The following is a 22,351-nucleotide window of genomic DNA, read 5'->3' as shown; positions in this document are numbered from 1 at the left end:
TCGATATCCCGGAGGCCCACATGCAAGCGGACACCTATATCCCGCGGCGCCTGGACGATCAATGGAAGATCGGCTTCTGGGATGTCGACGTCGCCGTGCCCATCGTCCTGGCGTTCTTCATCGGCTACCTGTCCTCGAACAAGGCGGCGTTCGCCGCCTGCATGGCCGCAGGCATCGCCGTCTCGCGCTGGATCTCGCGCCTGAAAGCGGACAAGCACCCCGCCTTCGCGCTGCACTGGCTCTACTGGCATTTGCCGACGAATCCCGCGACGTCGATGCGCGCGACGCCGCCGTCGCACATCCGCCGCATGGTCGGCTGAGCCGGAGTACCACCATGGACTTCGACCGACTCTCCGGTGATCTCAAGGATCTGCGCCGTCGCAACCGGGGCCTCGCCTTGGCCGTCGGGGCACTGGCCACGGGCGTGGTGCTCGCGCTCGTCGTCATCATCAACCTGTTGGGCACGGTGCGCACGGTGGTCGTGCCGCCATCGCTCAACAAAACCTTCTGGGTCAGCGGCGACAAGGCATCGAGCGAGTACCTGGACCAGATGGGCAGCTTTGTCGCCTGGCTGATCCTGGATGTCACTCCCAGCACCATCGATTGGAAGAAGGACATCCTGCTCGGCTACGTCGATCCCGCGCAATACGGCGCGCTCAAGACGCGGCAGGAGGTGGAGGCAGAGCGCCTCAAGCGGATCAACGCCTCCACGGCCTTCGCGCCACAACAACTCGTGTCCAGCGAGGACACCCAGTCGCTGGTCGTGCGCGGACGCCTGCGCACCCTCGTCAACGGCTACGAGACCGCGAACGACCTCAAGGCCTACCGCATCGACTTCGGCCACGCCGGAGCACGCATGCACGTCATCGGATTCAAGGAGGTGCCCTATGCGGTCAAGTGACATCGCATTCACGCCGCCGCGCCTGGTCGGCCCCGCGCCCGCCGGACTCCGGCCCGCCCAGTCCAGGCTCGCCGCCGCAAAACCATCGCCCCTGCGCGGCGCGCCGCCGCGTCGGCACTGGGATGGTCTGTCCCCGGCGGCGCGGCGCATCCTCGCCGTCACGGCCCTGTCCTTCGGACTGCAGGCGCATGCGCTGCAGGTCGTGGAGGCCAGTGACGGCGTGGCCGTCGAGGCTATTGTTTCCCTGAAGGAACCCACACGCATCCGCATCGAGGGCACGCCGATCACGGACGTGTTCGGCAACATCCATTCGAGCCATTGCGGCGGCTCGCCCTTGCCGACCGCCACGGCTTCCCCTGGGGTGCCCTCCACCACGCCCGGCCTGGCCGCGCCGACCGCCCTGATGCCCTCCACGGTCAACCCGTCCGGCGACGTCATCGTCGAATGCGACCGCGACAAGGGCGAGGTCTACATCCGCCCGGTCGGCGATGCGACGCGGCCGATCAACCTCTTCGTGTCCTCGGCCGCGGCCACCTACACGCTGCTGCTGCGGCGTTCGGACACGCCCGCCGACACCATCGTCATCCGCGACAAGACGCCCCGAGCCCTGCGCCCGGCCACGCCCGACGCGGCGCCGTCCGGCCCGGCCCCCAGCCACGTGCGCGCGATGAAGGCGCTGCTGGTGGCTATGGCTTCGGACCGCGTGCCGCCGGACGTCCGGGTCGAGGAGACCTACCGCCCCATCCAGCTCTGGGCCGACGCGCGCTTCACGCTGCTGCGCCAGTACGAGGGCCGCGGCCTGACCGGCGAGAAGTACACGCTGCAGAACACCAGCACGGTGCCGATGGTGCTGGCCGAGCAGGAGTTCGACCGCCCGGACAGCCGCGCCGGCGGCGAGATCGTCGGCATCGGCATCGAGTACCACAACCTGCGGCCGGGCGAGACCACCAGCGTCTACGTGATCCGGCGGGGAGGCACGCGATGAGCACGCCTTCCATGCCACCGGGCGGGCGCCCGCCCGGCTATGCCGTGCGCGGGCTGCTGGATCACCTCTCACCGCGCCAGCGGCAGTACGCCCTGCTGGCCGCCATCCTGGGCGGCGGCATCGGCCTGCTGTGGCTGATCTTCAGTTTCTCAGCAACGAACCACCAGCCGCACGGCCGCGCCGCCCAAACGCAGCCCAGCGACGTCACCAACATCGGCGTGCTGCCGCCCGGCGGCCAGGTGAATCCGGTGGACCAGTGGGTCGGCACTGCGGGCCGCAAGCTGGCCCAGTACGAAACCGAGCGCGAAGAACAAAGCCGCCTCAACAAGGAGCGGCAGGCCTTCGAAGGCCGGACGATGCAGCGCTTCGCCGAATTAGAGCAGCGCCTGACCGCGAGCCAGCAGGCAGCCGCGCCGAAGCCCGCCGCACTATCGCCACCGACGCCCGCGGCTCCGGAACCCAGCCCCACGGCCATGCCGCCCGCGGCCAGCCTGCCGCCCGCGCCGCCTCCTGGTGCCGCCAGCGTGGGCGCAATGCCGGCCGGACCGCCCAGCCTGCAGCCCCCTTCGCCGCCCGCGCCACCCGTGCCCGTGATCTCGCGGGTGACGCTGGCGGACCGATCCCCCCCGGCAGGCACCGGAGGTAGCGGCAGAGATGGCACGCCCGCCGCGTCGTCCAGCGCGCCCAGGACCGTCGCCACCTTCCTGCCTGTCAGCTTCACGCGAGGCATCCTGCTCGGCGGCCTGGACGCCCCCACGGGCGGGCAGTCGCAATCGAATCCGCACCCGGTGCTGATCCGGCTCTCCGACAACAGCGTGCTGCCCAACCAATTCCGCGGCGAGTACCGCGAGTGCTTCGTCATCGCGGCCGGCTACGGCGACATCAGCTCGGAACGCGCCTACCTGCGCACCGAGAACCTGTCGTGCGTGCGCGCGGACGGCGCGACGCTCGAAGTGCGCATCCAGGGCAGCGTCTACGGCGAGGACGGCAAGGTCGGGATGCGCGGCAGACTGGTGACCAAACAGGGGCAGATGCTGGCGAATGCGCTCCTGGCCGGGGTGGTCAGCGGCATCGGCCAGGGCCTATCCACCGCCAACACCACCTACAGCACCTCGGCACTCGGGACCATCGCGAGCGCGGACGGCAATGCCGATGCGTACCGCGCGGGCCTCGGGCAAGGCGTGGGCAAGGCCTTGGACCGCCTTGCCCAGTACTACATCAAGCTGGCCGAGAACACCTTCCCCGTCATCGAAGTGGACGCCGGCCGCCAGATCGACGTCGTGATCACCAAGGGCGTGCGCATCGACGTGCCGATGACCGCCATGGCCGAACAGGCCACCCGCCGAACCACTTCTCCCGAAACCCGCTACCTGGAGGTCACCGATGATGGCAACTACTGAACCGGTGCGCGCGCAGCACTCCCGTTTCGCCGCAAGGCATCTCCCGGCGGCGCTGTGCGCGGTGTTGCTGGCCGTCGGCATCCCCGGCCAAGCCGCGACGTCCGACGAATCCCGGCTGCTCTCCGTGCTACGCAAGGCCCATCCCGGTACCCAGTTCACGGAAGTGGCGCGCACGGAGGTCGAGGGCCTCTACGAGGTCTGGATGAACGGCAACGTGGCCTACGTCACGGCCGCCAACCCGCGCTTCTTCGTGTTCGGCCGCCTCTTCGACACGGCCAGCATGCGCGACATCACGGGCCCCAGGATCGCACAGCGCAGCGCTGCCCAAGGTGCTCAACTCCAGTCGGAGTCGACGTCGGCAGCACCCGTCTCGATCGACCAGTTGCCGCTGAACGACGCGATCAAGACCGTGCGCGGCAATGGCCAGCGCAAGGTCGCGGTCTTCAGCGATCCGAACTGCATCTACTGCAAGCAGCTCGAACCAGAGCTCGCCGGCATCGACAACGTCACCGTCTATACCTTCCTCGTGCCCTTCCAGGGAGAGGCCCGTCCGGTTGCGATCTGGTGCGCCGCCGACCGCGAGCGCGCCTGGCGGTATTGGATGCTGCAGGCGGACGCAAGCATGCTGCAGTCGGCAGCGAACTGCGAGCATCCGATCGCGCGCAACCTCGAGTTGGCCCGCAGGCTCGGCGTGCAAGGAACACCCACGTTGATCTGGGCCGACGGCGCGCGCACCAATGGCTACGTCGGCCGCCAGGTTCTGGAAGCCAGGCTCGCGGAAGCCGCCAAGGTCGCATCGCAATCGGCCGCCTCGGGGAAACGGCCATGAGCACAACAACACTGCGCCTCTGCGCCATGGCCCTGCTCTTGCCGCTGGCCGCCTGCGTCAACATGTCCGGGCTCAGCGGCGGGTCCAAATACGCCTGCACGGCACCCGAGGGCGTGGCCTGCGACTCGGTGTCGGGCACCTACGCCAACGCGCTGCACGAGAACCTGCCCAGTCAGCGGACGTTGGGCACCGCCGCGGCCAATTCGGCAGCGCCCCCGTCGAGGGGCGCTGCGCCGGCCGCATCGGCTCCGGGTCGGATGCCGTTCGCGGCTCCCGCGACAGGGAGCGCGCTGGTCGGCATCGGGGACGCGCCCGCCCTGGAACTGCGCTCCCAGGCACGTGTCCTGCGGCTGTGGACCAAGCCCTGGGAGGACGCCGACGGCGACCTGTGGGACCAGGGCTACGTCTACGTCCAGGTGGACACCGGGCGCTGGCAGATCGACCACGTCCGCCAGCGCATCCGCGACCAGTACGCGCCGCTGCGCCCACCGCCCGCGGCCCCCTCCCCCGCCCCATCCTCGTCCGGCCAGGTACCCACCGAGACCGACGCGCCCGCCCCCTCCGAGGGCGCGGTGCAGCGGCCCACGTCCCTCAATCCCTTCCCTTCGCTCAGTCGGCCCCCGGCGGGCCTGGGCACCCATCCGCAGTGAGGCCACCATGCGCATACCCTCCACCGAAGCCCCGTCCGGCGAGTTCCGCGCGGCGCCGCTGTTCCCCTTCGCACTGCCAGCGGACACACCGGCAGAACAGTTCGCCGGCTGGCTGCCCTACTCGGCCTACCTCGCCGAAGAGAAGCTCTTCGTGAACCGCGAAGGCATGGGCTTCCTTCTGGAAGTGATGCCGCAGTCGGGCGCCGACGAGCGCATGGCCGAAGTGCTGGTCTCGCTCTACGCCAACTGCCCGCCGGACACGGGCCTGCAGTTCCACCTGTTCGCCTCGCCGCACATCCGCCACCAGCTGCGCCAGTACACCAACCTGCGCGTGGAGGACGAGGACCAGGCCGAGAAGGCCCGCCCCTTCGGGCGGCCCGTGCCCAACGAGAACCTGTTCCGGAAGCTCGCGCGCCAGCGCGTGCAGCATCTGCTGCGCGGCACGCAGACCTCGCTCACCGCAGGCTTCCACTACACCTTGCGGGACTTCCGGCTGATGCTGAGCGTGTCCTTCCCCGGCGATGCAGGGGACCTGAACAGCCGCGAGGCGCTGCTGACGCTGCGCGACTCGATGGCCGCCACGCTGCGCGCAGCCATGCTACCCAGCCGCGTGTGCGACGCGGCCGACCTCATCAACTGGTGCGCCCTCTTCACGAACCCCGACCGCATCGCGCATTCGGACGCCGAAGACCTGCAGTTCGATGACGATCGGTGGCTGCACTACGACGACGGCCGGGAGATCCGCGACCAGATCGTGGACTTCGACACCATCCAAGACCCGCATCCTTCGGGCATCACGCTCTGGAAGGAAACCAGCGCCGAGGTGCTGGAAGCACGCTTCTATTCGATCAAGAGCTTCCCGGAGCGATTCGCGCTATGGCAGATGGGCTCGCTGATCGGCGACCTCATGCAGCCGGCGCTGCAGTACAGCGCGCCCTTCCTCATCACGCTGGGCGTGCACATCCTGGACCCCAACGCCACCAAGTCCATCGTCACCGCGAACCACGTGCGCGCGACGCAGAACGCCAAAAGCAAGATGGCGGACGTGATGCCGGATGTGAGGAAAAAGCTCGACGACTGGTCCGCTGCGGCCAACGCCATCGACACCGGAGGCAGCCTCGTGAGCCTGTACCACCAGCTCGCGATCTTCACCCACCCGGACAAGTCCGCCTCGGCGCACGAGGCTGCCAACGCGATCTGGCGCGCGCGGGGTTTTCAACTCAATTCCGACGCCTACATGCACAGGCAGGCCTTGCTCGCGAGCCTGCCCATGACGCTGACGCCTAGGATGCACAAGGACCTCGGCAAGATGCGCCGCGTCACGCGCAAGACCATGTCGAACGCGATCCACATGGCGCCGCTCATCGCGGAATGGCGCGGCACGCGCACACCGGCGCTGGTCTTCGGCGGCCGCCGCGGCCAGGTCATGACGCTCGACCTCTACGACAACGATCTCGGGAACTACAACTTCGCCATCATCGGCGCCCCCGGCAGCGGCAAGTCGGTGCTGATGAACGAGCTGGCCTGGTCCTACCGCGCGATCGGCGCGAAGGTCTGGATGCTGGACCTGGGCCGCAGTTTCGAGAAGCTCTGCAGAAAGGCGCAGGGCACCTACATCGAGTTCCGCGCGGATTCCAAGATCTGCCTGAACCCGTTCACGATCGTGCACGACATAAACGAGGACATCGACATGCTCGTGCCGGGCATCGCCAAGATGTGCTCGATGCAGCACACGCTGGAGGAGGTGCAGTACAAGGCGATCTCCGCGATGGTTCTCAAGCTCTGGCGCGAACACGGCCAGGACCTCACGATCACCGGCCTGCGCGACGCCTTCAAGACCGGGACCATCGAGGAGCTCGGCGTCAACGGCGACCAGCGCATCCGGGACCTGGCGATCATGCTCAACCCCTACGCCAAGGGCGGGCAGTACGAGCGCTTCTTCGAGGGCCGTTCCAACGTCGATTTCAGCAACGATTTCATCGTCATCGAGAATGAGGAACTCAAGCGCCGCCCCGATCTTCATGCGGTAGTCAACATCCTCCTGCTGCACCAGATCACCGGGGAGATGTACCTCACGCGCAACCGGCGCAAGGTGCTTTTCATCGACGAGCTGAAACAGCAGTTGGGGGACATCGGCGCCGACGATCCCGTCAAGGCGGCCGTGGTGGAGGAGGCAGCACGCCGTGCGCGCAAGTACGGGGGCGCGCTCGGCACTGCAACCCAAAGCGCCGACGACTACTACGGCAGCGCCCAGATGGAAGCGGCGTTCAACTGTTCCGACTGGGTGTTCCTGCTGCGGCAGAAGCCCGAATCCATCGAGATGCTCGATCGCAAGGGGCGCCTGTCGATGGACGAGCCCAAGAAGCGCTTGCTGAATTCCCTGCGCACGGAAGCCGGGGCATATTCCGAGCTGTACATTTCCTCGCCCGTCGGCGAAGGCGTCGCCCGCAACATCCTCGACCCGGCAACCCATCTGCTGTTCTCCAACAAGCTGGAGGACAACGCCCCGATTGACGAACTGCGCGCCCAGGGCCTGTCGATCGACGAGGCCATCACCGAACTGCTGCGGCAGCGGGGGTACGCGCTATGAGGGCGCTCCTGCTGCATGCGCTCGTCGCCGCGCTACTCGCCGCTGCCGGCATCGCCGCCTACGACCGCTGGGTGCTGCGGCCCACACTCGTCGTCGGCGTGGTGGACCTGTCGGAGGTCTACCGCGCCAAGGAAGCCGAGTTCACGCAGATGCTCACGAGCACCGGCACCGAGGCCGAACGCGAACAGGCGCTCGCACTGGCTCGCCGCTTCTCGCAGCGCCTGCCCGCAGCGCTGGAGGAATTGCCGCGCGAGTGCGGCTGCCTGGTGGTGATCAAGAGCGCGATCGCCGGTGCGCCCAACAGCCGCGACCTCACGCCGGTGCTACGCAGAAAGGTAGACCAGCCATGACCGAACCCGTCTCCACCAATGCGGCCATCCAGACGTCTGGCTGGTGGCATCTCCACGTCCGATCCTTCGCCGAGTTCCTGCGCCACATACGGCGGCGCTGGTATCTCTACCTGCCGGTATTCGCGATCTGGGGCTTCGCCTACGTGCGCCTGTTCGTCGACCCAACGCCGCGCGTGCCGCTGCTCGTGAACTGGACACCAAGCCTGCCGTACCACGTGGCGCTGATGCAGTTCCAGCAGCGGCCCGTGCGACGCGGCGACCTGATCGTCTTCGCCTTTGCTGGCGAGGCACAGGCGCACTACCGCGGCCTGCGTGGCCAGCCTTTCTTCAAGCGGGTGCGCGGCGTGCCTGGCGACGTGGTCACGGTTTCGGATCGCACCGTCTTCGTCAACGGCGAGGCCGTGGGCCGGGCCAAGACCCACGCCTACGACGGCCATCCGCTCGCGCCCATCGCCCCGGTGGTGATCCCGCCGGGCCACTACTACGTCCAGGGCATCGGGCTCCACAGCTTCGATTCGCGCTATGCCGAGAGCGGACTGGTACGCGATGGGCAGGTGCTGGGCATCGTCCAGCCGATCTTCTGAGGAGTCGGACATGCCCCGCAAATCCAGCATCGCCCCCCGTGTCGGCGCCAGCCTCGGCCTCCTGCTGGCTATTCTGGCGGCGGCCTCGAATCCCGGGCGGGCCCAGACCAGCCCGGCCTTCGGTCCGGTGAGCACGCCTTCCACGGCCGCGCCTGCCGATGACATGCCGCTGGCCGACTACCTCGGCCTGCTGCGGCAGATCGCCCCGGCCGCCGAGCAGGGAGCCCGCACCTACCTCGCCGCCGCGCAACTGCGCTGCGGCCGCGCGCCGACCACGGCCGAGCTGCGGCAGGCCCTGTCCGAGGGTGACGGCCACCCGGCGCTGATGGGGCTGATTCGCGCCGCCCACCAGCAGGACAAGGCGGCGCGGGACCGGTGGATCGCACAGATCCCGTGCCCGCGGGGAGCTGCGCGATGAAGCGCACCGCCTCTTTCGCCATCGCCCTGCTGGCCGGAACCGGCCTGCCCACGCTCGCCACCGACCTCGGCACCCTGGGGCCGACCTACGAGATCGCCGAGTCCCACCTTCTTCGCATGATCGAGGAGCGCCTTCGGGACAAGGAACGCTCGGGCGAACTGGCCCGCATCGAGCAGGAGGCGCGCGCCCGCGGCACCGACATCGTCAGGAATCCCGTGCCGGTAGCCGGCGTGCGAACCACCGCCGCGCCGCGCACCTTCTACTTCAATCCCACGTACACGCTCGACCGCAACCTCCTGGGCGCCCAGGGCGAGCTGCTGTTCGCCGCTGGCACGAAGGCCAATCCGCTGGACATCGTGTCCCTCTCGCGCCACCTGCTGTTCTTCGACGCACGCGACAGCCGCCAAGTCCGCCGCGCACGCGAGCTGATGGCGCACTACCAGGGCAAGGTGAAGCCAATCCTGACCGGCGGCTCCTACCTGGATCTCATGAAGTCCTGGCGCGTCCCCGTCTACTACGACCAGCAGGGGATGCTCACGCGGCGCCTGGGCATCACACAGGTGCCCGCCCTCGTCTCGCAGGAGGGCAAGCGGCTGCGCATCGACGAAATGGAGGTAACGCAATGAAGCACCCCTGGTTCACCTCCTTGCTCCGATGGCTCGCCGGGCTGGCCCTGGCTGCAGGCGGCGCTGCCGCAGGCGCGACCACCTGCACCGGCAAGTTCCCCAACCCCATCACGGACATCTGCTGGAGCTGCATCCTGCCGCTGAGCATCGGCAGCGCCCGCATCGGCGACTTCGGTTCACAGGAAGACATCGAAAACCCCGGCAGCCCGCTTTGCACCTGCGGCGTCAACCCAGTGATCGGCCTGTCGGTCGGCTTCTGGGAGCCGGCCCGGCATGTAGAGGCGGTGCGCAAGCCCTTCTGCCTGACCTCGCTCGGCGGCATCGACCTCAATCCCGGCATCCCGGCACCGGAGGCCGCGCGGTTCACACGATCCGAGGGCGATGGCGACGGTGGCAGTTTCTACCAGGCCCATTTCTACGTAAACCCCGTCCTCTACTACCTGGAGGTGGTTACCGATTTCCCCTGCCTGGAAAAGGGCAGCTTCGACCTGGCCTACCTCACGGAGGTCGACCCGCTCTGGGCCGACGACGAACTCACGCTGATCATCAACCCGGACGCCGTGCTGTTCGCCAACCCGGTGGCCATCGCGGCCTGCGCCGCGGACTGCGTGGCGGCCTCGCTGGGCTTCGGGATCCGGGAGATGTTCTGGTGCGCCGGCTGCCAGGGCGGCCTTTATCCCATGAACGGCCATGTTCCGTACCACTTGGGCGGCGTGCGCACCGCCGCGCTGATGGCACAGCGACTGACGGCCAAGATGCACCGCGAGCTGATCGCCTGGGGCTGGCACGGCACGCCGGGCCTGTGCGGCCCGTACTTCCTGCCCGTCATGGACAAGGCCGCCTACAAGACCCAGCTCACCCACCCGATCCCGTCCACGTCGAAGGAAGTCGGCAAGTGCTGCCAGCCCTTCGGCCGCCAGACCGTCACCTGGGGCGCCGGCAAGGAGTACCCGGTACGAGGCGAGGACTTCAGCTTCATCTTGTTCAGAAAGAGGAACTGCTGTGTGGGCTACTGACCTTCTCTCGCGACACCCGACCGCCCCGGCCTTGGCGCTGGCGCTGGCGCTGCACGCGACGGCGGCAACGGCCGCCGGACCCGACATCACCGAGGCCGACCTCGAGCGCGTGCGCCGCGAGCAGCCCACCGTCACCGAGCAGGACATCGAGCAGGCGCGGCGCAGGCATCGCGCGCCGGGCGAGGCCGAGCTGAAAGCGGCACCCGTGCCGTCGGCGCCGGCCATCGAGGCCCTGCCCCAGCCGACGACGCGCACGCCGATAGACCTCGAAGCGCTGGCGCGGGGCTACGCCTCGCAGGCCGACGCGATGCAGGCCGCCGAAGGGCTGGCGCGCGGGCCGGGCCTGTTCGTCTTCGTGAGCCTGTCGATGCCACGGCCCGCCCTGCAGCGCCTGATCGACCAGGCCGCGCGCGCCCGCGCCTCGGTCATCCTACGCGGCCTCGTCAAGGGATCGCTGCGCGAAACCGTGGCGCAACTGCAGCCGCTCATCGGCACGCGCCAGGTCGCGGTGCAGATCGACCCCCCGGCATTCGACCGTTTTTCCATCGTGCGCGTGCCCAGCTTCGTGCTCGTGCGCGACGGCACGCGGCCGGTGTCCTGCGCCAGCGGCACCTGCGCGCCACCCGAGGCCTTCCTGCGCACGGCGGGCGACGTGAGTCTGGACTACGCGCTGGAGCACATGGTGCGCACCGCCCCGGCATTCCAGGGCGATGCCGCAGGTTTCCTGCAGCGGCTAAAGGAGTAGGAGCCCGCCATGCGCCCCGCCCTCGTCCTCCTCCTGCGCCGTGCCGTGGTCTGGTTCACGCTGGCCTGCTTCGTCACGACGCAGACGGCCGCGCAAACCGGACCGCATGCCGAGGGCACAGCCGCAGGCCAGGCCGCCAACCCGGTGATCCGCGGCACGATCAACGCCCCCGACGCCTCAGCGGTGGTGCCGGGCTACACCACGACGCCGCCCGAGCGCGGCTACTACGGCCAGCCCAACCTCTCGGGCCAGACCAGCGCCCGGCTCGCGGCCTGCGCGACCACCCCGAACGATCCTGTGTGCCAGGCGCTGCTGGGCGCGCGGGCCTCGGCCAACACACCGCGCGAGCCCGTCTCGCCCTACGACCCGGCTGTCCTCGACGCGCGCCGCGTGGCGGCCAACCCCTCGACGGCCCTGGAGGACATCGCGAGCTACTACAGTGGTTGCCAAGTGGACACCGTGGCCACGCCCGCGACGGAGACCCGCGTGTGCCGGCAGTACAGCGGCGCGACCGCCCAGTCGTGCGCCCGCACGCTGTCTGTGTCGATCTCGCGCACCAGCAGTTGTCCGCCGGGCGAGTGGTTCGCCCAGGCTGCCTCCGGCAGCGTCGCACTGGCCGTGCAGTGCAAGCCGGACCAGCCGGCCTCGGGGCAGCGCTTCCGGGTGACCAGTGCCGGTGTGCCGGTGGCCTTCTTCGACGTCGATGTGGGCTCGGGACTGGTGTTCCCTCAGATGGTGGCCCCCCTGCCCAACCCCGCGTGGCCGCCGGGCGGTCAGAACGGGGTCTGGGTCGTCAACAACCGCTGTGAAGGCGATGCCTGCCGGCTGACCGGCTTCATCGCGCAGGAGTACCGCCAGGTATGCACGGGCGGCGGCGGCGATGCGGGCGACATGAGCTGCACCAACGAACGCCCGTTCCTGGAGGTGTATGGCGCCTGCCCAGCGAGCACACAGAGCGGCGATCGGATCGCCCACACGACCGGCTCGGGCGGTGATGCCGGGGACATCCAGACCACCTACCTCGACGAGGGCCGCTGCTATGCCCCCAGCACCGATCCGAACGACGCGCCGGGCCAGGACGTCACGGGCACCTACTCAGCCTCTTACTGGCGGTTTAGCAGCAACCGCCCCATCGTGGGCTTCCGGCTGAACGCGTTGTACGGCCCGATCCCGCAGATGACGCTGAGCTTCGAGCGGCCCCACACCACGGTGACCGAGTCGGACCAATGGGATGACCAGTGCCCCGCACTCGACAGCGACGGCCGCTGCGCCGTCACCAGCGCGGCGCGCTGCGTCGACGGGCCGGCCACCAAGGTGATCGACGGGGCTTCGGTCACGCGCGCGTGCTGGCGCTACGAGACCTCGCTCTCCTGCCAGAACGGGACGCCCACCGACGAGTGCGCGTCAGTGGCCGCGGCAGGCTGCACGCCATCGGGAACCGTCTGCCGCCAGATGAACCCGGCCACGGGCACCTGCGAAATCGCGGAGAACACCTACAGCTGCCCGGTGGCCCCGGGCTCGGCGGTGACGGCGCGCAACTGCCCGACCGACGTCTTCTGCATCGCGGGCAGCTGCTTCAACACCACGTACACCAACGACGCCGACTTCGCGAGGGCCATGTCCTTCCTGGAAGCGGGACGCGAGGCGGGGGTCTACCTCGATACGGACAACCTCCAGGTGTTCCGGGGCGAAGCCAACCGATGCCGCGACCGCCTGCTCAACAACTGCTGCACGTCGGACGCCTCGGGCCGGGGCATGAGCAACCAGAGCCTGTTCGGGGTGGGTTCGCGACTGGTTTTCGATGTGTTGATGAATTCCGGCAACCGCGACTTCCTCTACCACGGAATGCAGGCGCTGCTGATGAGCGGCGGATTCTCAGGCAGCTTTACCACCTATGGCGTCACGGTGGCTATCAATGGCACGGCCCTGCCTGCCGGCTCGTCGGTGCTCTATGCCGGAGAGAGCGTGGTGGTGGCCTTCGACCCATGGAGCCTGGTCATCGCGATCGTCATCTACGTGGTGATGTCTGCGATCTCCTGCGACGAAGAGGAAGGCAAGCTGGCGATGAAGGAAGGCGCACGGCTGTGCCATACGGTCGGCACCTACTGCTCATCCTGCATCCGCATCCTGGGCAAATGCGTCTCCTGCATCACGCACACCACGACCAAGTGCTGCTTCAACTCGGTCCTGGCCAGGATCATCAATGAGCAGGGTCGGCTGCAGGTCGCGAAGTGGTGGGGCACGGCCGAAGCGCCGGACTGTTCGGGCTTCACGATCGCGCAGTTGCAGAGCCTGAACTTCGCGCAGATGGATCTCACCGAGTTCTACGCGTCGATCGTGCCAAACCTTCCTAGCGCAGGAGCGATGCAAGGCGGCGCCGTCGGTCGCGCGAACAACTGCTACTACGGCGAAGGAAGATGCCAATGAAGAATACCGCCACCCGCGCCAGATCCCGCTTCGCAGGTATCGTCCTGGTCCTCCTTCTCGCCACACGAGCGCATGCCGAGCCGATCCGCACGCCCGTGACCGATGCACGGCCCGTCCTGCTGGCAGCCTTGCAGTCCACGGACGGGACAGCCCACGGCGTACTCATCGGCAAAGTGGCGGATGCGATCACCCGGCATTTCCAGGCCACCTCGCCGATCTACATCGATGTGTCCACCGTGAAGCGCTACCGGGAGACGGGCTGCAGCCGGCTCAAGGTGCTCTTCTGGCAGGAGGACGTAAAGCTGCCCGACGTTGCGGTGCCGCGCAAGCAGACCATCGAATTCGGTATCAACTACTGCCTCGACGGCCTGCCGCCGAAGTCGCTGCTGTGAGGACGCCATGATGAGCTGCCCCACTTACGCGTGCCTGCGGTTGTTGCCGGTCCTGGCACTGGCAATGGCGCTGGTCACGGGCGCGGCCCAGGAAGCAGCCCCTGCCGCTGGGCAGGTCGAGCCCCGCTCCTACTGGTCCGACCGCTGGCGCGGCTGGCACTTCTACGAAGACCCTCCGCTGGAGGAGCCCGCGCCGCCACGCGCGCAGGCCGTCCCGGCAAGGCCAATCAAACCGGCAGATCCGCCCCGCCCGCCCGAGCTGGTGGAATTCGAGCGGCTGCAAAAGTCCCTCGAAGACCTGCGCAACATCGCGATCATGCGACCGACCGAGTCCAACGTGCGGCGCTACATGGAGCTGGAGATGCAGGTGGTGAACCGCGCCTCCTACTTCGCCGACGTGGCGCAGCGCGTGGCCTGGGCCACGCCCGAACTCGATCCGACATTGCAGGGCCGGCCCGTCAACGCCCAGGCGCTGGAAGTCTTCGAACGCCAGCAGCGGACCGACCGCTCCGCCTCGGTCGCCGCGCTGGGCCGCGACCACGTGCTCATCTTCTTCTACCGCAGCGACTGCCCCTACTGCCACGCCTTCGCGCCCACCCTGCAGGCATTCGAGGCGCGCCACGGCATCCAGGTCGTACCCGTGAGCGTGGACGGCGGCCCGATGCCGGGCTTCCCGCGCGCCCGCCCCAACAACGGCATCGCCACGGCTCTGCAGGTGACCCAGGTGCCGGCCGTGTTCCTGGCCCAGCCTGCCACCGGAAAGATCACCCCGATCGGCTCCGGCGTGCTCTCCGAGTCGCAGCTGCTCGAGCGCATTGCCATCGTCTCCTCGCCCACGGGCGAGGCCATGCTGCCCGGCGCGACCCAGCACCTGGCCCTGCCATAGGAGGTTTCCATGTCCCGTCCCTCCCGCCCCATCCATGCCCGCAAGGCCGTCGCGCTGGCCGCTGCCCTGGTCGTGCTATCCGCCTCGCTGCCCGCGCGCGCCGACCTCAACAGCGAGGTCAACGACATGTTCAACAACCTGGGCGCCATCGGCAACTACACCGCACCGGGAGCATTTCGCGGGCAGACCTACAACACCTACACCGGCGGCTCGCTCATGATGCGATCGCCCAACAAGGTCTATCAGCTCGCGGCGATCCAGTTTCCGAGCGTGAAGGCGGGCTGCGGCGGGATCGACGTGTTCGGCGGCTCGTTCTCGCACATCTCCGCACAGGAGTTCAAAAACCTCTTGCGCAACATCACGGCCGCGCTGCCCGGCATTGCGTTCCAGCTCGCGCTTGAGGCCGTGTCCCCACTCCTCGGGGGCCTGACCAAGTGGGCGAAGGGGCTGGAGACCTGGATCAACAATGCCCGCATCAATTCTTGCGAGACCGCGAAGGCGATCGTCAGCAGCGCGGCCGAGGCTGTGGGCTACAGCTCGCAGGAAACCTGCTCGGACCTGGCGATGGAGATGGGCCTGGAGAGCGACCGGGACGCTGCCCGCCGCCGCTGCTCGACCGACCGGCCCAGCATCCTGTCTTCCGCCCGCTCATCGGGCGATGCCAATGTGCGCAACAAGGCGCCTTTCGTGGGCAACCTGACCTGGAAGGCGCTGCAGTACACCGGCTCCTCCCTCGACGACGCGGGGCGTGAATTGATCATGAGCATGGTCGGCACCGTCATCTATTACCCCGAGGAATCGGGACGCGACCCGGAGCCGATCGCCCCGACCCTGACGTCGATCAGCCAGTTGCTCTACGGCCAGGCCGCCGGATCGGGCAACAACGTCATCCAGCACCTGCTGCGCTGCAATGACTATTCGGCCTGCGACGTCGTCTCGACCAACACCGCCTACGACCACGTGCCCTTCACGGCGCGCGTGGAGACCATGATGCGCTCGATCGCCGACCGCATCGCCACCCGCACGGCCATCCCCAACAACTCCGCCGAGGTCGGTTTCGTCAACCAGACCACCGAGCCGGTCTACAAGATGCTCTCGGTGGGCACCAGCATCCCGGGCTCGGGCCTGGCCGATAGTCTGATCGGCCAGTACCGCGACGTGATCGCGGCGGACTATGCCTATGTCTTTCTCGAAAGGAACCTGCGCCTGGGCATGGCGGCCCTGGCGAAGGACTACACGCTGCAGCAGACGCAGCGCGACCAAGCCAACCAGATCCGCCAGCGGGCCCAGGCCATCCTGCTGCTGATCTCCCAGGAAAAAAACCTCTTGTACGCGAAGGTCGGCTCCTACCGCGCTGTCGCCAGCCATCTGGAGCAGTTGGAGCGCCAATTGCGCTCGAGCATGCCCCAGCATGTGATGGACATGCTGGGCCAGCAGGCGGCCCACCTGTCGCGTTGACGCCGATGGTAGGGCACGGCCATGTGGGAGATCTACGCCTACCAGAACGCGGACAGCCTGTTCGGGGTATTCAACGCGTCCGCCGCGATTCACGCCTCCGGCGACTACGCCTCAGCCGTCGCGGCGGTGGCCTTCTGCGGCTTCGTCGCCGCGCTCATCGCCTACGCGTTTGCCCCTGAAAAGCTCCAAGGCTGGAAGTGGCTCGCCTCCGTGGTGCTGGTCTTCGGCATCCTGATCGTGCCCAAGGTCACCGTGGGCATCGTCGACAAGACCGGCGGCTCGCCGGTCAAGGTCGTGGACAACGTGCCCTTCGGGGTGGCGCTGCTGGGCAGCCTGACCAGCACCATCGGACACACCCTCACCGGGCTATTCGAGACCGCCTTCCAGGTGATCCCTGGAGCGGGGGCCTTGCCGTCGGAGCTCTCATACCAGCAGAACGGTTTGATGTTCGGCAACCGCCTCGTCAGGGAGACCGGCAACGTGGTGTTCCAGGATCCCGCCTTCCGCACGGACCTCGTGAACTTCATTCACAACTGCGCGATGTACGACCTGATCGACGGCTCGCTCGATCCGGCCACCTTCTCCGCCTCCGACGATGTCTGGCCGCTGATGGCCTCACCCAACCCTGCGCGGTTCAGCACGCTCACGGGCGCAGGCGGAGCCGTGGGCGTGGACACCTGCCCGAACGTGTACCAGAGCCTCAATGGCCGGCTGCCGGCACAGTTGCAGCGCATCCAGGGGCGCCTGGCCTTCCAGCTCAACCCGACGCTGCCCGGCACCGCGGCGGCGGCCGCGATCGCAGGCCAGATCCAGCAGGCCTACCTCAAGAACAGCATCGCCAACGCATCGGCCACCGCCGCGGACATCATCCGGCAAAACGCCATGCTCAACGCGCTGGAGGACACCGGCAAGATCGTCGGGCAGAAGGTCAACGACCCGGCCTCCATGGTGCTGGCCGTGGGGCGGGCCCAGGCCGTAGCCCAGATGAACGCTTCATGGCTGAACTACGGCAAGGTGGCCGAGCAGGCGCTGCCCGTCTTCCGCAACGTGATCGAAGCGGTGACCTACGCAATGTTCCCGCTGTTCGTGCTCCTGCTGCTGCTCACCAGCGGCCGCGAGACGATGATGGCGTTCAAGGGATATGCGTCGATCCTGATCTGGATCCAGCTCTGGCCGCCGCTGTATGCCATCCTCAACTACATGGCCTCGATCTACGCGGCCTACGACCTGGCAGCCGCGGCGGACCTGGGTACCGGCGCGAAAGCGCTGGCGCTGCAGACGGCCTCGGTGATTTACTCACGTGCGCTGTCGGGAGAGGCCATCGTCGGGTACCTGGCGATCAGCATCCCGTTCGTGGCCTGGGCCGCCTTGAAGAGGATGGAGAACTTCGGCACGGCGCTGGTGGGCGGGCTGTCGGGGCTGCAGGCCACGCTGTCGGGTTCGACCTCGGCAGCTACGGTGGGCAACACGTCGCTCGGCAACGTCTCCATGGACCAGATGCAGCTCGCGCCCAACCGCACCTCGGCCTTCATGGGCAGTTGGCAACACGACCTGAGCGGCAACACCTTCTCGTCGAACGCTCTCACGGGCAAAACGGCAGTTAGCCTGCTGCGCAACCAGGGCTACGCCTCGCGGGTCGTGTCGATGCGGGTGTCCGAACAGGACGTGCAGGACGCCAGCCGGCAGGTGGATGCCGCTCGCAGCGAGGCTGTGGCAGCCAGCAGCGAGCGCTCGTCCGTGCTGGCGGAGGCATTCACGAAAGGCGTGGCCAAACTGCGGTCGTCGCGCAATAGCAGCGGCTCCACGACGAGCAGCTTCGAGCAGTTCGGCGAGACGCTCAACCGGCTCGACCAGATCAGCAAGAGCGTGGCGGATACCACCGGCCTCACGCAATCGCAGGTTGCGCGGATTGCTCTTGGCGCATCGGGCCGCCTGGGCGTCAACACCCCCATTGCCAGCCTCAACGGCACAGCCTCAGCCGACAAGAACTACGTCTCGGGTCTATCAGCAGCCGAACAAAAAGTCCTCTCGTCAATGAACAGCGAGCAACTCGCCGAGTTCAAGCAGTTCGGCGACCGAGCCTCCCAGGACAGGAGCTTCATGAACGTCATCGCCAGCGATGCACGCGAAGCGCATGATCTTTCCGCCCGCCTTTCCTCGACCGCAGCACGGTCGGAGCGTGCAGACGCCAGCTTCGCGGAGCGAAGCGCTTTCGCGGAGCGCGTTTCGACCGCCTACGAGCGGGGCGAGACTATCGCCATCGACATCGCCCAGGATCCGCACAACCTCGCTATGTTCACCCGCTACGCCGAGCAGTACGGCGGCAACAGCGCCTCGGCGCGCGTGCTTATGGAAGCGGAACTGGCCCGGCAGTCCCTGCGCCCCCATAGCGTGTTCTCGGACGGCACTGCGGTGCCCACGGCCTTTGGGGACCTCCAGGCCCAGCACTTGCGGAACTCCGGCGATCCGGCATTGGCACCCGACCTCGCAGGGCGCCACCAATCGAATCAGGGTGACGTGCGCCGGTTCGGTGGCGGTGCCACGCCACCCGCGCCGACGGCGGGTTCGCCTTCATCGATGCGCAGCACGGTTCGGGAGGAAGGCGAACGTATCCGGGCAACCACTTCGGCCGATCAGGGAGCATTCGACCGCAAGGCACAGATCACGAGGACGCCCGACGGCACCCTGGCGTCCGAGCGCTCCCTGATGATGCAAACGGGTAAGCAGGTCAAGGAGGATGCCGCGCCGCTGATCGACGACGCGAAGGAAGCTGTCAAGAATGCCCTCAGAAAGTAGTTGGTCAGAGGTTCTTGTCCGCGTCGAGCATGTGGTTCCCATACTCGGGCCGAGGCGGCTTCATGAATTGTGGATGGCCTTCATCGCGCCAGTAGTTGGCTGCGAGATCTCGACCTGACATGCCCACGCCCGGAATCGACTCAATTTCCTCCTCGGTGTCGAGCAAGTGACGAGGCTGCTGCTTGCCAATCCGCGACAGACCGCCACCGATCGCCCCACCGAACAGTGCGCCCACGGCCATCATGACGATGCGCAGGCCCCAGTCGTCGTTGCGTGCAGGCAAGTACCCGGCACCGACGCCCAGCAGCAGGAAGAAGACAAAGATGGCTTTTCGCATAGCGCCTCCACGACTACACCCTACCAGCGATACCTCCGCCGTCAAGTCCGTCTGAAGGCCGTCATCGTCGTCGACATTCATTGCTGATGACACACGTTCTAGCATGCGCCTTCTGCGAGGATGCAATTGAGCCCAGAACCCTAGCGAGCAGTACGTCCTTCATGCGACGCAAAGGACTCCATGACTGCCCAACCTCAGGCGAGTCGATAGAGCACTGCGCCGTCTTCGTCCTCTGTCGACACGATTTCCCCACGTTGGTTGAGATAGTTCAGGTGGGCGAGCGTCTCTCCGGTCGCAAGGTTGAGGTGCATCTGCTCTGCAACAACGGACGAGCGGTACAGGGCGCGAACCAGGTCGATGACCCTCGTAGGCTGTACGAGTTGCTGCCTGACGCGGTCGGTGCCTCTCACGGTGCTCGCGCGCAGTTGCTCCAACCGTGTGTGCAGACCAGTGAAAGGTTCGTTGTGGGCAGGCAGGACCAGAGCACTCTCCGGCACGCGCTGCATCAGCCGGTCGATGGAATCGAGCCAGCCCTGCAGAGGATTCGCGTGTGGCTCGGTGGGGTACACGGAGGTATTGGAGCTGATCCTGGGAAGCACCTGATCCCCTGATATCAGCAAATTCAGTTCGTGCGAATAGAAGCACGCGTGCTCGGGAGAATGTCCCGTGCCAACGATGACTTCCCATTCCTGGTCCCCGATCCGCAGCATCTGGCCATCCGTGAGCCGAACGAAGCTGTCAGGCAGAGGATGGATCATCTTGCCGAAGTCACCGAACCGTGTGCGGTACTCATCCACCTCGATATCGCTCCATCCGGCCCTGCGATAGAAGCGAACACCATCGACCGGTGCTTCCCGCCCCGTATCGGCAAGCATCACCCGGCAGCTCAAATACTCGTCCCGTGTCATCCACAGCGCGCATTCGAAGCGACGCGTCAACCAGCCCGCCATGCCCACATGGTCGGGATGCATATGCGTCACCATCACGCGGGAGATGGGACAGCCGGCAAGTGGCCCCTGCGGCGCGAGCAACGCGAGCCAAGCGTTCCTGATATCCACACTGCGCATGCCCGTGTCCACGATCGTCCAGGCAGAACCATCTCTCAATGCCCAGAGGTTGATGTGATCCAGGGAAAACGGCAGCGGCATGCGAAGCCACAGCACACCTGGCTTGATTTCCGTGGCCTGGCCGGGGAGCGGAAGATCTGGGAACGGATACGACAGTGCTGGGGCTGCGTCAGTCATGATGCTCAATTTACACCGCGTTGGTTGTCCTTCCGGTATTTTCCTTCACGAGCCTTCGCAGCACCTTGCCGACATACGACAGGGGCATTTCCTGCACGATGGCCCCAGTCTTCGGCGCCTTGTAGCCCAGGTTCTGTTTGCTGAAGGTCATGAACCATCTTGTCAATGCCCTTCCATGAGTCCCCGCCGCTTTGACGGGAGTGTCAGCTCCAACGGCAATAGTCAACGAGAGTTGCCTACGGCTACGACCTGGCCCCCACCGCAGATCTGAGGAGTGGCGCGAAGGCACCGGCACCGCATACGGCCTCGGTGATCTATTCCTGCGCACTATCGAGTGAGACGATAGTGAGGTACCTCGCAATCAGCATTCCCTCCGTGGCCTGGGCCGCCTTGAATAGGATGGAGAACTTCGGCACGGCGCTGGTGGGCAGGCTGTCGGGCTCGACAGCAGGCTCCACCAGCGGTGATCATGATGTCCTTTTCACGCGTTGAGCAGAGTTGCCTGGCCCAGACACTCACAGAACTGGCCCCAGACGCACGAAAGCTCTCTCTACGCCGAACAACGCACCACCGACACCTGCTACCCATACATGTTTTCAGTAAAATCGATGCGCTTGATCTAGCCACAGATGGGATGACGCTCCACCCAGCTTCAACCGAGCGCAATCAATCGCATGCTTGGTGATGGGTTCATAGGTGGGTTCGCGTCGGGGCCACGTCCATGAGATCGTTGAGAATCAACCATTTAGATGCTCTTGTCGAGCTTCAAGTTCAGAACATTGAATGACCCTATGGAATACCCAGGCAACCTGTTCGTCGTCGCAGCCCCCAGCGGGGCTGGCAAATCCAGTCTGGTCAAGGCGCTGATGGAGCTGGACTCCCGCGTCGTGCCCTCGGTCTCGCACACCACTCGTCCGCCACGTGGTCAGGAGCTGCATGGGCGCGAGTACTACTTTGTAGCCAGGGAAACCTTTGACCAGATGGTCATCCAGGGGGCTTTCCTGGAATGGGCCATGGTGCATGGCAACCGCTACGGCACGTCCAAACAGGCGATCGAGCAGCGCATGGCCCAGGGGGCCGACGTGGTGCTGGAGATCGATTTCCAGGGCGCGATCCAGGTCAAACGCATCTTTCCCAACGCGGTGCTGATCTTCATCCTGCCGCCGAGCTGGGAAGAACTGCGATCGCGGCTGGAGCGGCGCGCCGAGGACAGCGCCGAAGTCATCGAGCTGCGGCTGCAGAATGCCGCGTCGGAGATGATGCACGCGCGGGAATTCGACTTCGTTATAATCAACGAGTTGTTCGAGCGGGCCCTGTTTGACCTCAAGGCCATCGTCCATGCCCAGCGGCTCAAGTTCGCCGCCCAGCGTATCGCCCGCAGCGATACCTTCAAAGCGCTCAACATCCACTGACTCACCGCACACTACCGAGGCCCGCACATGGCACGCATCACCGTCGAAGACTGTCTGGAAAAGATCCCCAACCGCTTTCAGCTCGTGCTGGCCGCTACCTACCGTGCACGCATGCTCAGCCAGGGCCATGCCCCCAAGATCGAGAGCAAGAACAAGCCCGGCGTGACCGCGCTGCGTGAAATTGCCGAAGGCAAGATCGGCATCGAAATGCTCAAGAAGGTGCCACTCTGATTCTTCAGGGTGCCCATGAAGAGCCCGCTCGCAAGCGGGCTTTTTTTCGCCTGTCGCTCTTGAGGCCGGATCGG

Annotated in this window: 23 protein-coding genes; 20 read left to right on the top strand and 3 right to left on the bottom strand. The window is 66.7% G+C overall.

Features of this window, described 5'->3' with window-relative positions; genetic code table 11:
- Positions 1-20 precede the first annotated feature (20 nt).
- The 18 genes from traL to AC23D4_RS19415 are packed head-to-tail and all read left to right on the top strand — an operon-like array spanning position 21 to position 19,053.
- Positions 21-320 carry a type IV conjugative transfer system protein TraL gene (gene traL / locus AC23D4_RS19500; protein ID WP_472889220.1) on the top strand — a complete coding sequence of 100 codons (300 nt, stop codon included), beginning with the start codon at positions 21-23 and terminating at the stop codon, positions 318-320.
- Between the two features lie 14 nt (positions 321-334).
- Positions 335-901, top strand: coding sequence for a type IV conjugative transfer system protein TraE (traE, locus tag AC23D4_RS19495; protein ID WP_162016991.1), 567 nt, complete (start codon positions 335-337; stop codon positions 899-901).
- Positions 888-1,886 (top strand): type-F conjugative transfer system secretin TraK, encoded by a 999-nt coding sequence (locus AC23D4_RS19490; protein ID WP_162016992.1) that lies wholly within the window; start codon positions 888-890, stop codon positions 1,884-1,886. The genes traE and AC23D4_RS19490 overlap by 14 nt, the downstream gene beginning before the upstream one ends.
- Positions 1,883-3,286 carry a TraB/VirB10 family protein gene (locus AC23D4_RS19485; protein ID WP_162016993.1) on the top strand — a complete coding sequence of 468 codons (1,404 nt, stop codon included), beginning with the start codon at positions 1,883-1,885 and terminating at the stop codon, positions 3,284-3,286. The genes AC23D4_RS19490 and AC23D4_RS19485 overlap by 4 nt, the downstream gene beginning before the upstream one ends.
- Positions 3,270-4,115, top strand: a complete 846-nt coding sequence (locus tag AC23D4_RS19480) for a DsbC family protein (RefSeq protein WP_162016994.1) — start codon at positions 3,270-3,272, stop codon at positions 4,113-4,115. The genes AC23D4_RS19485 and AC23D4_RS19480 overlap by 17 nt, the downstream gene beginning before the upstream one ends.
- Positions 4,112-4,765 (top strand): TraV family lipoprotein, encoded by a 654-nt coding sequence (locus tag AC23D4_RS19475; protein WP_162016995.1) that lies wholly within the window; start codon positions 4,112-4,114, stop codon positions 4,763-4,765. The genes AC23D4_RS19480 and AC23D4_RS19475 overlap by 4 nt, the downstream gene beginning before the upstream one ends.
- Positions 4,766-4,772: 7 nt before the next feature.
- Entirely contained in the window at positions 4,773-7,355 is a 2,583-nt protein-coding gene (gene traC / locus AC23D4_RS19470; RefSeq protein WP_472889219.1) for a type IV secretion system protein TraC, read from the top strand.
- Entirely contained in the window at positions 7,352-7,705 is a 354-nt protein-coding gene (locus AC23D4_RS19465) for a hypothetical protein (protein ID WP_063460689.1), read from the top strand. The genes traC and AC23D4_RS19465 overlap by 4 nt, the downstream gene beginning before the upstream one ends.
- Positions 7,702-8,289, top strand: coding sequence for a conjugative transfer signal peptidase TraF (gene traF, locus AC23D4_RS19460; RefSeq protein WP_162016997.1), 588 nt, complete (start codon positions 7,702-7,704; stop codon positions 8,287-8,289). Before AC23D4_RS19465 ends, traF (AC23D4_RS19460) begins: the two co-directional genes overlap by 4 nt.
- 10 nt (positions 8,290-8,299) lie before the next feature.
- Positions 8,300-8,707, top strand: a complete 408-nt coding sequence (locus tag AC23D4_RS19455) for a hypothetical protein (RefSeq protein WP_162016998.1) — start codon at positions 8,300-8,302, stop codon at positions 8,705-8,707.
- Positions 8,704-9,333 carry a type-F conjugative transfer system protein TraW gene (gene traW / locus AC23D4_RS19450; protein ID WP_162016999.1) on the top strand — a complete coding sequence of 210 codons (630 nt, stop codon included), beginning with the start codon at positions 8,704-8,706 and terminating at the stop codon, positions 9,331-9,333. Before AC23D4_RS19455 ends, traW begins: the two co-directional genes overlap by 4 nt.
- Positions 9,330-10,349 carry a TraU family protein gene (locus AC23D4_RS19445; protein WP_472889218.1) on the top strand — a complete coding sequence of 340 codons (1,020 nt, stop codon included), beginning with the start codon at positions 9,330-9,332 and terminating at the stop codon, positions 10,347-10,349. Before traW ends, AC23D4_RS19445 begins: the two co-directional genes overlap by 4 nt.
- On the top strand, positions 10,336-11,094 hold the full coding sequence (gene trbC, locus AC23D4_RS19440) for a type-F conjugative transfer system pilin assembly protein TrbC (RefSeq protein WP_472889217.1): 759 nt from the start codon (positions 10,336-10,338) through the stop codon (positions 11,092-11,094). The genes AC23D4_RS19445 and trbC overlap by 14 nt, the downstream gene beginning before the upstream one ends.
- 9 nt (positions 11,095-11,103) lie before the next feature.
- Positions 11,104-13,521: a conjugal transfer protein TraN gene (traN, locus tag AC23D4_RS19435; protein ID WP_487623649.1), complete on the top strand. Its 2,418-nt coding sequence runs from the start codon at positions 11,104-11,106 to the stop codon at positions 13,519-13,521.
- Positions 13,518-13,913, top strand: a complete 396-nt coding sequence (locus AC23D4_RS19430) for a hypothetical protein (protein WP_472889215.1) — start codon at positions 13,518-13,520, stop codon at positions 13,911-13,913. Before traN ends, AC23D4_RS19430 begins: the two co-directional genes overlap by 4 nt.
- Positions 13,914-13,920: 7 nt before the next feature.
- The gene (gene traF / locus AC23D4_RS19425) at positions 13,921-14,799 is read left to right on the top strand and encodes a conjugal transfer protein TraF (RefSeq protein ID WP_472889214.1); all 879 of its coding nucleotides are present in this window, start codon (positions 13,921-13,923) and stop codon (positions 14,797-14,799) included.
- 9 nt (positions 14,800-14,808) lie between these two features.
- Positions 14,809-16,257 (top strand): conjugal transfer protein TraH, encoded by a 1,449-nt coding sequence (locus AC23D4_RS19420; RefSeq protein ID WP_472889213.1) that lies wholly within the window; start codon positions 14,809-14,811, stop codon positions 16,255-16,257.
- 21 nt (positions 16,258-16,278) lie between these two features.
- On the top strand, positions 16,279-19,053 hold the full coding sequence (locus AC23D4_RS19415; protein ID WP_472889212.1) for a conjugal transfer protein TraG N-terminal domain-containing protein: 2,775 nt from the start codon (positions 16,279-16,281) through the stop codon (positions 19,051-19,053).
- A gap of 4 nt (positions 19,054-19,057) precedes the next feature.
- On the opposite strand, the gene AC23D4_RS19410 is transcribed toward AC23D4_RS19415, so the two are convergent.
- The 3 genes from AC23D4_RS19410 to AC23D4_RS19400 all read right to left on the bottom strand — a co-directional run bounded on the left by AC23D4_RS19410 (position 19,058) and on the right by AC23D4_RS19400 (position 20,785).
- Positions 19,058-19,390, bottom strand: a complete 333-nt coding sequence (locus tag AC23D4_RS19410; protein ID WP_162017007.1) for a hypothetical protein — start codon at positions 19,388-19,390, stop codon at positions 19,058-19,060.
- 194 nt (positions 19,391-19,584) lie between these two features.
- Positions 19,585-20,634 (bottom strand): MBL fold metallo-hydrolase, encoded by a 1,050-nt coding sequence (locus AC23D4_RS19405; RefSeq protein ID WP_197905019.1) that lies wholly within the window; start codon positions 20,632-20,634, stop codon positions 19,585-19,587.
- A 10-nt stretch (positions 20,635-20,644) separates the two neighbouring features.
- Positions 20,645-20,785: a hypothetical protein gene (locus AC23D4_RS19400; RefSeq protein WP_162014697.1), complete on the bottom strand. Its 141-nt coding sequence runs from the start codon at positions 20,783-20,785 to the stop codon at positions 20,645-20,647.
- 640 nt (positions 20,786-21,425) lie between these two features.
- On the opposite strand from AC23D4_RS19400, the gene gmk reads away from it, so the two are divergent.
- Together gmk and rpoZ are read left to right on the top strand one after the other, a co-directional pair.
- Positions 21,426-22,046 (top strand): guanylate kinase, encoded by a 621-nt coding sequence (gene gmk, locus AC23D4_RS19395; protein WP_177138905.1) that lies wholly within the window; start codon positions 21,426-21,428, stop codon positions 22,044-22,046.
- 27 nt (positions 22,047-22,073) lie between these two features.
- Positions 22,074-22,277 carry a DNA-directed RNA polymerase subunit omega gene (gene rpoZ / locus AC23D4_RS19390; protein WP_177138906.1) on the top strand — a complete coding sequence of 68 codons (204 nt, stop codon included), beginning with the start codon at positions 22,074-22,076 and terminating at the stop codon, positions 22,275-22,277.
- Positions 22,278-22,351 lie beyond the last annotated feature (74 nt).

Source organism: Hydrogenophaga sp. L76, assembly GCF_057654755.1.
Note: the sequence above shows the minus strand (reverse complement) of the source record. Positions and strands in the feature narration are given on the sequence as shown.

Bases quoted from the DNA above. Each gene is read 5' to 3' on its own strand.
- traL (WP_472889220.1), top strand. From the start codon at position 21: ATGCAAGCGGACACCTATATCCCGCGGCGCCTGGACGATCAATGGAAG.
- traE (WP_162016991.1), top strand. From the start codon at position 335: ATGGACTTCGACCGACTCTCCGGTGATCTCAAGGATCTGCGCCGTCGC.
- AC23D4_RS19490 (WP_162016992.1), top strand. From the start codon at position 888: ATGCGGTCAAGTGACATCGCATTCACGCCGCCGCGCCTGGTCGGCCCC.
- AC23D4_RS19485 (WP_162016993.1), top strand. From the start codon at position 1,883: ATGAGCACGCCTTCCATGCCACCGGGCGGGCGCCCGCCCGGCTATGCC.
- AC23D4_RS19480 (WP_162016994.1), top strand. From the start codon at position 3,270: ATGATGGCAACTACTGAACCGGTGCGCGCGCAGCACTCCCGTTTCGCC.
- AC23D4_RS19475 (WP_162016995.1), top strand. From the start codon at position 4,112: ATGAGCACAACAACACTGCGCCTCTGCGCCATGGCCCTGCTCTTGCCG.
- traC (WP_472889219.1), top strand. From the start codon at position 4,773: ATGCGCATACCCTCCACCGAAGCCCCGTCCGGCGAGTTCCGCGCGGCG.
- AC23D4_RS19465 (WP_063460689.1), top strand. From the start codon at position 7,352: ATGAGGGCGCTCCTGCTGCATGCGCTCGTCGCCGCGCTACTCGCCGCT.
- traF (WP_162016997.1), top strand. From the start codon at position 7,702: ATGACCGAACCCGTCTCCACCAATGCGGCCATCCAGACGTCTGGCTGG.
- AC23D4_RS19455 (WP_162016998.1), top strand. From the start codon at position 8,300: ATGCCCCGCAAATCCAGCATCGCCCCCCGTGTCGGCGCCAGCCTCGGC.
- traW (WP_162016999.1), top strand. From the start codon at position 8,704: ATGAAGCGCACCGCCTCTTTCGCCATCGCCCTGCTGGCCGGAACCGGC.
- AC23D4_RS19445 (WP_472889218.1), top strand. From the start codon at position 9,330: ATGAAGCACCCCTGGTTCACCTCCTTGCTCCGATGGCTCGCCGGGCTG.
- traN (WP_487623649.1), top strand. From the start codon at position 11,104: ATGCGCCCCGCCCTCGTCCTCCTCCTGCGCCGTGCCGTGGTCTGGTTC.
- AC23D4_RS19430 (WP_472889215.1), top strand. From the start codon at position 13,518: ATGAAGAATACCGCCACCCGCGCCAGATCCCGCTTCGCAGGTATCGTC.
- traF (WP_472889214.1), top strand. From the start codon at position 13,921: ATGATGAGCTGCCCCACTTACGCGTGCCTGCGGTTGTTGCCGGTCCTG.
- AC23D4_RS19420 (WP_472889213.1), top strand. From the start codon at position 14,809: ATGTCCCGTCCCTCCCGCCCCATCCATGCCCGCAAGGCCGTCGCGCTG.
- AC23D4_RS19415 (WP_472889212.1), top strand. From the start codon at position 16,279: ATGTGGGAGATCTACGCCTACCAGAACGCGGACAGCCTGTTCGGGGTA.
- AC23D4_RS19410 (WP_162017007.1), bottom strand. From the start codon at position 19,390: ATGCGAAAAGCCATCTTTGTCTTCTTCCTGCTGCTGGGCGTCGGTGCC.
- AC23D4_RS19405 (WP_197905019.1), bottom strand. From the start codon at position 20,634: ATGACTGACGCAGCCCCAGCACTGTCGTATCCGTTCCCAGATCTTCCG.
- AC23D4_RS19400 (WP_162014697.1), bottom strand. From the start codon at position 20,785: ATGACCTTCAGCAAACAGAACCTGGGCTACAAGGCGCCGAAGACTGGG.
- gmk (WP_177138905.1), top strand. From the start codon at position 21,426: ATGGAATACCCAGGCAACCTGTTCGTCGTCGCAGCCCCCAGCGGGGCT.
- rpoZ (WP_177138906.1), top strand. From the start codon at position 22,074: ATGGCACGCATCACCGTCGAAGACTGTCTGGAAAAGATCCCCAACCGC.